The organism is Pseudomonas petrae (genome assembly GCF_021728295.1).
In the GTDB taxonomy this organism is placed as follows: Bacteria; Pseudomonadota; Gammaproteobacteria; order Pseudomonadales; family Pseudomonadaceae; genus Aquipseudomonas; species Aquipseudomonas petrae.
This window is the reverse complement of record NZ_JAKJXE010000002.1, coordinates 516914-525710: the sequence shown is the minus strand read 5'-3', so window position 1 is coordinate 525710 and position 8797 is coordinate 516914. Positions and strand designations below refer to the sequence as shown.

Annotated in this window: 7 protein-coding genes; 1 reads left to right on the top strand and 6 read right to left on the bottom strand. The window is 62.0% G+C overall.

The window, feature by feature from the left end; genetic code table 11:
* Nucleotides 1-19 precede the first annotated feature (19 nt).
* The 3 genes from L4G42_RS05750 to proP form a co-directional block, all read right to left on the bottom strand.
* On the bottom strand, nucleotides 20-694 hold the full coding sequence (locus L4G42_RS05750) for an HAD family hydrolase (protein WP_237251045.1): 675 nt from the start codon (nucleotides 692-694) through the stop codon (nucleotides 20-22).
* 94 nt (nucleotides 695-788) lie between these two features.
* Nucleotides 789-1031, bottom strand: coding sequence for a hypothetical protein (locus tag L4G42_RS05745; RefSeq protein ID WP_237250990.1), 243 nt, complete (start codon nucleotides 1029-1031; stop codon nucleotides 789-791).
* A 318-nt stretch (nucleotides 1032-1349) separates the two neighbouring features.
* Entirely contained in the window at nucleotides 1350-2852 is a 1503-nt protein-coding gene (proP, locus tag L4G42_RS05740; protein ID WP_237250991.1) for a glycine betaine/L-proline transporter ProP, read from the bottom strand.
* A gap of 404 nt (nucleotides 2853-3256) precedes the next feature.
* Between proP and L4G42_RS05735 the strand changes: the two genes are divergently transcribed.
* On the top strand, nucleotides 3257-3853 hold the full coding sequence (locus tag L4G42_RS05735) for a trypsin-like peptidase domain-containing protein (protein WP_237250992.1): 597 nt from the start codon (nucleotides 3257-3259) through the stop codon (nucleotides 3851-3853).
* Here L4G42_RS05735 and L4G42_RS05730 read toward each other — a convergent pair whose 3' ends face one another.
* Genes L4G42_RS05730 through L4G42_RS05720 form a run of 3 tightly spaced genes read right to left on the bottom strand, consistent with a single transcriptional unit; the run spans nucleotide 3854 to nucleotide 8639 of the window.
* Nucleotides 3854-5062, bottom strand: a complete 1209-nt coding sequence (locus tag L4G42_RS05730) for a beta-barrel domain-containing protein (protein ID WP_237250993.1) — start codon at nucleotides 5060-5062, stop codon at nucleotides 3854-3856.
* Complete coding sequence (locus tag L4G42_RS05725; RefSeq protein WP_237250994.1) at nucleotides 5059-7218, bottom strand: type I secretion system permease/ATPase; 2160 nt, start codon at nucleotides 7216-7218, stop codon at nucleotides 5059-5061. The genes L4G42_RS05730 and L4G42_RS05725 overlap by 4 nt, the downstream gene beginning before the upstream one ends.
* On the bottom strand, nucleotides 7215-8639 hold the full coding sequence (locus tag L4G42_RS05720) for a TolC family outer membrane protein (RefSeq protein WP_272905098.1): 1425 nt from the start codon (nucleotides 8637-8639) through the stop codon (nucleotides 7215-7217). The genes L4G42_RS05725 and L4G42_RS05720 overlap by 4 nt, the downstream gene beginning before the upstream one ends.
* Nucleotides 8640-8797: the final 158 nt, after the last annotated feature.

The window sequence follows — 8797 nt, the reverse complement described above, 5'->3', positions numbered from 1 at the left end:
GCGACAGCGCTGCCGAGCACTACTCCCGCGTAGCGATCTCATCCAGATGATTGAGCAACGCCAGCGGATCCTCATACACCCGCAACGCCCCGGCCCGCTCCAGCTCACTCGTATCGTAGCCACCCGACAGCAGCCCGATCCCCGTTGCCTTGCAACGCCGCGCCGCCAACATGTCCCAGATCGCATCACCGACCACCAGACAATCCTCGATCTTCGCGTCAATCTTCTTCGCAGCCGTCACAAACAAATCCGGGTCCGGCTTGCCGTTCTTCACATCATCGCGCGTGATCAGATTGATCTGCTCCGGCTCAAGACCCAACGCTTTCAGATTAATCCGCGCGGTCGACATCTCCCCGCTGGTCGCGATACACCAGGGAAAGCCCTCATCATCCAGCGTCTTCAGCAAATCCACCGCGCCGGGCAGCGCGATGATCTGATCCTGGGATCTCTCATACGCCTCGGCGTGCCTTTTACTCAACCGCTCGGCCTGCGCCTCACTGATCTCCATCCCGGTTTCCCGGGACAGCATCTTCAGCATCAAACCGCCGCTCATGCCGATCTTGCGGTGGATTCGCCACATCGCCAGCGGAATGTTTTCCGCATCGAGGGCTTCTTTCCACGCCGTGACATTCTGATAAACGCTATCGGTCAAGGTGCCGTCGAGGTCGAAAAGGAAGGAAGTATTGGATCGCATGGTGTTGGCTCCGTTGGTAAACATGTCATCCGCTGACAATGGCTAAACATAAAAGGGATGCGCCAGGCGTTCAGGCAAGCGGCATAAAGGCGGCTCAGGACAACCCGAGTGTCAGCCGCTTCAACCGCGACTCTACGACCCCGTCGTAGAGTTCGGAAAGCTGCTCGGCCTGCTGCGCATCGATCCCGCCGCAGCACCGCAAACCGAGCACGAAGCCGTTGGCCTGAGCGCCGTTCTTGACCAGATCAATGGTCGAGCCGGAGGCGCGTATGTCGGCCAGGATCATTTCGCTTTGCGGTCGTAGCACGGGGGGCAAGTGATCAATGATGTCGGTCATGGGGAAGGCTGCCTTTCAGTTCTCTGTCCGCATCTCTGCGTGTGCGAGAAGCGGTTGAATGCTCATGCAAGACCTGACCGGGAGAGGGGCGCGGCGGTTCCGACGAATTTGCCAGATGACCGCGAACGGCAGTGCAGGACTGGCTTTAGCCGTGAAGGCGTAGGGCGCCACCCAACAATGCCAACGGTGCACAAGCCGCTCTTCCCGGCTAAAGCCGGTCCCACTGACACACCGCGATCACGCAGGACCGGCTTTTGCCGGGAAGCCGTCAGGATGGCACACCACAATGCGGCGGCCATCGACGTGCGGCGCTTTCGATCAATCTATACGCGGATGCTGCTGAACGAGGCTCTCGCGCTTGGCTTGCAGTTCGGCGATCTGCGTGTCGATGTCTTCGATCTTCTGCTCGATATTGTCGTGATGCTCCTGCAGCAGCTCACGGGCTTCGTTGAGGTCCGATGCCGCGGGCGCTGCGCCACGCAAAGGCTTGTTCGCCGTTTCCTTCATGGTCAGGCCGGTGATCAGGCCCACCACCGCGACCACCATCAGGTAGTACGCCGGCATGTACAGATCCTGGGTGGTTTCGACCAGCCAGGCGACCACGGTCGGGGTCAGGCCCGCAATCAACACCGACACGTTAAAGGCACTGGCCAGCGCGCTGTAACGGATGTGGGTGGGAAACATCGCCGGCAGCGTCGAGGCCATCACACCGATGAAGAAGTTGAGGATCACCGCGATCATCAGCAGACCGGCGAAGATCAGGCCCAGTTGGCCGCTGTTGATCAGTTTGAACGCCGGAATTGACAGCACCAGTAAGGCAATGCTGCCAGCGATGATGAAGGGGCGACGGCCGATCTTGTCACTGAGGAAGCCGATCAATGGCTGGACGAACAGCATGCCGACCATGATGGCAACGATGATCAGTACGCCGCGATTCTCGCTGTAATGCAGGTTGTGCGAGAGGTAGCTGGGCATGTACGTCAGCAGCATGTAGTACGTGACGTTGGTCGCCGCGACCACGCCGATGCAGGTCAGCAGGCTGCGCCAGTGCTGGGTCGCGACTTCCTTGAACGAGACTTTCGGGCCGTGGGCCAGGCCTTCGCGGTCGCCCTGTTCGAGTTTTTCAACGTGCTGCTGGAACGCCGGGGTTTCTTCCAGCGCGTTACGCAGGTAGAGGCCGATCATGCCCAGGGGCAGGGCGAGGAAGAACGGCAGGCGCCAGCCCCATTCGAGAAATTTCTCCTCGCCGACCACGGACGAGATGAGCACCACGACGCCGGCACCCAGGACGAAACCGGCGATCGAGCCGAAATCCAGCCAGCTGCCGAGGAACCCGCGTTTGCGGTCCGGCGCGTATTCAGCCACGAAGATCGAAGCGCCGGTGTATTCACCACCGACCGAAAAGCCCTGGGCCATCTTCGCCAGCAGCAGCAGGATCGGCGCCCAGATGCCGATCGATTCATACGACGGAATCAGCCCGATGGCGAAGGTGCTGAGGGACATGATGACGATGGTCGCGGCGAGGACTTTCTGTCGCCCGTACTTGTCACCGATGGCGCCGAAGAACACGCCGCCGATGGGGCGAATCAGGAAGGGCACAGAAAAGGTCGCGAGGGCTGCGATCATTTGCACGCTGGGGTCGGCGCCGGGGAAGAAGATCTTGCCCAGTGCGTAGGCCACGAAGCCGTAGACGCCGAAGTCGAACCATTCCATTGCGTTGCCCAGGGCGGCGGCCGTGATGGCCTTTCGCATCTTGGCATCGTCGACAATAGTGATGTCTTGCAACCCGATCGGGTTGACGGTTTTCTTGCGTGATCTCATAAAAGTCCCGGGAGCTAGAAGTGTGGCGTTGCGACGTTGTGGCGAACAGCGTTCTGTCCAGCGACAGCACGTGGATTCCGACGGAATAAGTGCTGTCGCAACAGAGGCAGGCTGTTGTCGATGAGATAGAAGCAAGCCGTAAATAATTCAGAACGGCCGCCGTTTTTTTTGAATTTAGTACAAATGAGGGGTTGATCGACCAAATCTATCGATTGATAGATTTGAAAAGACTGGATCCAATTAACTTCATTTATCACCACTAGACGGACGGTAGGCTCAGGCTATTGCTTGAGTGATGGCGCAATGACATATTCACAGCGTCTTCAATTCATACCCACGGAAAGAAAATGCGCCCCTTCAAGTCACTTGTTGCAGCCTCAGTGCTGATCAGCGGGTGCAACGGAATGCCAACCGCGTTTACCCAGGATCCTGTCTTTGACCAAGCCTTCGTCGTCCACTCCGGTGCGCCGTTGCCCTATCTGTTGATGGGCACCGCGATCCAGTGGAATGAAGATTACGCTGTCACCGTCAAGCACATTCCCTACATCTCGGGCGCGGTGTTCCAGGGGCAAGGTGACGTACAGTTCTTCAAGCACAAGGCCGACTCCGTCCCGATGTGGCGTTCGTACCAGCCGGGTGAAGAACTCACCTCAGTGGGCTACAACTCCGCCTACATGTCGGTGAAAGGCACAGGGCATGCGCTGCCGGCGATGGTTCGCCTGGACGCAAAAGAAGGCAACGTGATGTACGGCACCCATGATGGCCCGGTGGCCAAGGGCATGTCGGGCGGACCGGTGTTCGCGGCAGATGGCAAAGTGGTTGGCATCACCGTGGCGTTGCTGACGTCCAGTGACCTGGCCAAGATCAAACGCCCGGACCTGGCCAACCAGCCACGGGTCAGCATTTTCATGCCTTACAACGAAATCAACCGCGAGTGGACCCGTTACATGGCGCAACTCAAGTCGGTCACGCCAGCGGCGGCCCATCTCGCGGTCAACTGATCAACGCTCGCGCAGCGCTTCGCGGGCGCGGTTGAGCGGCTTGATGAGGTAATCCAGCACGGTCTTTTCACCCGTGCGGATGTCCACGGTGGCGATCATCCCGGGGACGATCGCAAAAGTCTTGCCCGCCTTGTTGCGTAGCACATCCGAGTCCGTGCGGATGAACACCCGGTAGTAGAAGATCTCCGGCTTCACCTCATCCTGAATCGTGTCCGGCGAGATGGTCACCACCTTGCCGTCGAGGCTGCCGTAGATCGAATAGTCATAGGCCGTAATTTTCACCTTGGCCTGCTGCTCGGGGTGAATGAAAGCAATGTCTCGGGGCGAGATGCGCGTTTCGATAAGCAGTTGCTCGTCCAGCGGGACGATCTGCATCAGCTGTCCATTGGGCGGCACGACGCCGCCGATGGTAGTGACTTCGATGTCCTTGACGATGCCGCGTACCGGCGAGCGCAAGGTCAGGCGTGACAACGAATCGCTGCGGCCGCGGATCACCGCCGACAGCATCTGCGCCTCGGCATTGGCTTTGGCCAGGTCTTCGCGGGCATGCACCATGTATTCGGAACGCGCCTCGGTGGCCTTGAGTTCAAGCTCGGAGCGCTGGCGGTTCAAGCGCAGCACTTCGACCCGGCTCGACGCGCCGATCTTCGCCAGGTTCTCGGTGATGGTCAGTTCGCTGCGCACCAGCTTCAGCGAGCTTTCTATGCCGGTGAGCGTTTCGCTCAGGCCCCTGCGCCGCGCGTTGAACAGATCGGTCTCGGCACGGCGCAGCTCCGGGTACTTGTCCAGCGAGGCGTCGAAGGTCAGCGGTTTCTCGCTGACTTCGGCCTGCAACCGATTGACGCTGGCCAGCGCCGCCCGGTATTTCGCCTCGCTCTCACCGACGTTCGATTCACTCTTCACCGCATCCAGCTGCGCCAGCACCTGGCCGCGCTCGACCAGCGTGCCTTCGCTGACGTTCAGCTCCTTGATGATCCCGCCCTCCATGGACTGAATCAGCTGCTCCCTGGAACTGGGCACCACCTTGCCGGTGCCGGTGGACACTTCCACCACCTGAAACCAGGCCGCCCAGGCGAGAAAACACGCCAGCATCAGCGCACAGGTCCAGATCACCCGCACGCCGCCGGCGAGGCTGCGCTCGTCTTGGCCGTCGAGGTAGGTGACTTGGTCGCCAAGCCGAGGCGTTTGTTCGGTGGTCAGTGCGTTCATGCCTGCGCTCCTTGCGGCTGTCTGAGTCGGGTGAGGGCGGCGTCGCGGTGGTCATCGATGACGATGCGGCCGTTGTCCAGCACGATGATGCGTTCCACCAGTTGCAGCAGGCTGACCCGGTGCGTGGCGACGATTAGCGTGCGGCCCTGACACCAGGTCGAGAGTTTTTCCAGCAGCTGGCGTTCGGTGATGTCATCCAGTGACGCCGTAGGTTCGTCCAGCAGCAGCACCTGGGGCTGGCGAATCAGCAGCCGCGAAAGCAGCAGGCTCTGCCGCTGACCGCCGGACAGGCCCAGTCCCCCTTCGAGAATCAGGTGGTCCATGCCTTTGGGCAACTGGCGGACGAACTCCAGCGCGCCGGTCACCGACAGGGCGGCGATGATTTCCTGATCGCTGGCCTGGCCCGCGCCAAGGGTGAGGTTGTCCCGCAGCGTGCCGTGAAACAGCCGCGCCTGCTGCGACATCAGACCGACGTCCCGGCGCAGGTCGGCCGGGTCCAGGTGAGCGAGGGAGATGCCATCCACGGTGGTCTCGCCGCTGGACAAATCCATCGAACCCGCCAGCGCTTGCAGCAGCGTCGACTTGCCCGCTCCGTTGCGCCCGAGAATGGCAACGCGCTCGCCCGGACGAATGTTCAAGTTGATGCCGCTCAAGGCTGGCGAGGCTTCTTCGCTGTACTTGAAACCGGCCTGACGCAACACGTAGTCACCGCGAATGGCGGGCAAATGCACGCGCTGGCTGCCCTCGGGGTGATCGACCGGCATCTGCATCAGCCGATTGAGCCCCTGCAGCGCCACTTTCGCCTGTTGCCAGCGGGTCAGCACGTGGGTCAGTTGCGCCATCGGCGCCATCATCCGCGAGGCCAGCATCGAGGCGGCCACCAGGCTGCCGGTGGTCAGGTCGCCGGCAATCACCATCGGCGCACCGAACACGATGACCACGGCGAACACCGCGCCCTGCACGTTCTGGGTCCAGGCCACCAGGCTGTTGGTCAGCGAACGCAGTTTCAGGCTGCTGTCGGCGGACGCAGCGTTGTAATGATTCCACTGCTGCTGGAAACGTTGCTCGGCCTGCAGCGCCTTGATGTCGTCCATGCCCTGCACGGTTTCCACCAGCATGGCGTTGCGCAGTGCGGCTTCGCGCATCGAGGCATTCGCCAGCCGCGCGAGCTTGCGTTGGGCGAGCACGCCGGGCAGCACCATCGCCACCAGCGCGACCAAAGGGATCAGCACCAATGGCCCGCCGATCAGGTAGAACACCAGCAGGAACAGAAAGAAGAATGGCATGTCCGCTAGCGCCGTCGCGGTGCTGGAAGTGATCAGGTCGCGGATCTGCTCCAGCTCGCGCAGCTGCGAAATGAACGAGCCGGTGGATTTTGGCCGCGCCGAATTACGCAGGCGCAGGGCGTGGCCGAAGATCAGGTCCGACACCCGCAGGTCGGCGCGCTTGCCCATTACGTCGGTGATGCGCAGACGCATGATGCGCATGACGAAGTCGAACACCAGCGCCAGCATCACGCCGCCAAACAGCACGTACAGGGTTGGCAGCGACTCGGCCGGAATCACCCGGTCGTAGACCTGCATGGAGAACAGCACGCCGGCCATGCCCAGCAGGTTAGCGACCAGCGATGCCAGCATCACCTGCCGGTAAGGGCGCAGGTCGCTGAGGACGATGCGCCTGAACCAGTGCTCGTCGTAGGGCTTGATGTAGTCGTCGGTGCGCACATCGCTGAGGGGCTGAATGGGCCGCAGGATCACCGTGCGCAGGGCCTGCTCGGCAAGCTCCGCTGGGTCGATGCGGCTTTGCAGGCCTTGATCGCCGCTGTAGGCGATGCCCAGTTCACCTTGCTCGCTGACACTTTCGATCACGCCGACCTGGCCGTCGCGCAGTTGCACCAGCAGCGGCGTACGCCAGCGCGACAGGCTTTTGCGGTCGTAGTGGGCGAACTTGACGCTCAAGCCCGCCTGACGCGCCATGTAGCGAACCACTTCTTCGACGCGGCCCTCGCTATTGGCCGATGCCAGACGAATGCTTTCCGGTGACACGTCGAGGCGGTAATGCCGGGCGACGTTAAGGACCGCCTCCAGCCACGGCGAATAATCCGGACGATTAGGGCCTGCCGCAGGCGCTTCGGGGATGACGATGGTCTCGGTCATGGCAGGATCTCCACGTGCTGGATGGTGCTGTGATCGATGCCGAACGCGCGACGCAGCGCGCCACTGTTGTACAGGCAATCGATTTGCAGGCGACGCAGGTCAGCCTGGGTGTTGGCCAGGTCGAAACGCGACTGGTGGATTTCCTGCTCGGCATTGAGCAGGTCGAGCAGCGGCCGGGTGCCCAGTTCCAGGTACTGCCGGCCGTACAACTCACGGGCTTCAGTGATGCTGGTCTGCCGGGATTCCAGCGAGCTGAGCCGGCGCGTCAGGCCGGATGTCTGTGCCTGCGCTTCACCCAGCCCTTGCCGCGCCTGCAAGCGTGCGGCGTCTTCGGCGGAATCGGCGGCGGTCAGTGCATAGTTGGCGGCGCGGCTGCGGGCGCTGATGGCGCCACCCTGATAGATCGGTACTTCCAGATTGAGAAAGATCCCGGCCTGGGTGCGATTGATCGTCGAGTTCTGGTCGTCGTAATGGTCGTCCAGAAACTGGTTGATCGAGGGCTGCAACGACAGCGTCGGGTAGGCTTCGGCCTTGGCCTGGGCCAGTTCGGCCTGGGCCTGGGCCTGGGTGCGCTGGGCAGCGGCTTGCAGCACGGCGGGGAGGGCGTCGGTGCTCACTGATGCGGTGCAGGCGTCGGTCATCGATGTGCTGAAGGTGTCGCTGACCTGGGGCGGGGTCTGCCGACCGAGCAGGTTGGTCAGCGTCGACTGCCAGCGCGCGTACAGCGCTTTGTACTCTTGCAGCGTGGCCATGCCGCCCTCGGCGCGGGACTGCGCCTGAACAACATCGGACCGCGTGCTGGCGCCCATGTCGCTGCGCTGCCTGGCCAGTTCGACGATGTCGCCGATGCCGCGGATCTGCTCCCGGGCGATGTCCACCAGTCGCTGATAGCGTTGGACTTCGATGTAGGCGAACGCGGTGTCGCGGCTGACCTGGTCGATCGCCAGCAGAATGCTCGCCTGACTGCGCGCCGCCTTGGCGCGGGCGGCCTCGACCGCGTTCGAGACCTTGCCGAAATCGTAGAGCATCTGCTTGAGGGAAATGCTCACGGACTGGCTGCCGTCGTCGCTGCCGTAGCCGCTGGTGTATCCGCCTTTTATCCCGCCGGAAATCTGCGGGTAGTAACCGGCTTCGGCCACGTTGATGCCCTCGGCCTGTTGATACAAGGTGCCGATCGCCTCGCTGATGCTGGGGTGCCAGTCAACGGCGAGTCTGACCGCCTGTTCGAGGCCCAGGGTCGGGCTGTCTTCCTTGACCATGACCGCCCCGGGCCCGGGACTGCCTTTAGCACTGCTTTTGTAACTGCCTGCAGGGCCATCGCCCTTGCGCCGCTGATCCTCCGGCCGCGATTGCAGGCGCGAAGGGCTGATGCTGCGCAGGCCGGGATCGATCTGATCCTCCGCCAGCGCAACGGAAAACATCGGGTGACACAGGCCGAGGGTCAGGACGACCGCCGGCCATTTCTGCTTGCGAACGCGCTCCACATGGCTTCCTTACTGTACGAATACAGAGCTTCCTTGTTTAGTGAATCAACCGGCCGATCCCATGATTCGGCCGGTTGAACCCCGCCACTGGCAGC

Bases quoted from the DNA above. Each gene is read 5' to 3' on its own strand.
- L4G42_RS05725 (WP_237250994.1), bottom strand. From the start codon at position 7,218: ATGACCGAGACCATCGTCATCCCCGAAGCGCCTGCGGCAGGCCCTAAT.
- proP (WP_237250991.1), bottom strand. From the start codon at position 2,852: ATGAGATCACGCAAGAAAACCGTCAACCCGATCGGGTTGCAAGACATC.
- L4G42_RS05735 (WP_237250992.1), top strand. From the start codon at position 3,257: ATGCCAACCGCGTTTACCCAGGATCCTGTCTTTGACCAAGCCTTCGTC.
- L4G42_RS05750 (WP_237251045.1), bottom strand. From the start codon at position 694: ATGCGATCCAATACTTCCTTCCTTTTCGACCTCGACGGCACCTTGACC.
- L4G42_RS05745 (WP_237250990.1), bottom strand. From the start codon at position 1,031: ATGACCGACATCATTGATCACTTGCCCCCCGTGCTACGACCGCAAAGC.
- L4G42_RS05730 (WP_237250993.1), bottom strand. From the start codon at position 5,062: ATGAACGCACTGACCACCGAACAAACGCCTCGGCTTGGCGACCAAGTC.
- L4G42_RS05720 (WP_272905098.1), bottom strand. From the start codon at position 8,639: ATGTTTTCCGTTGCGCTGGCGGAGGATCAGATCGATCCCGGCCTGCGC.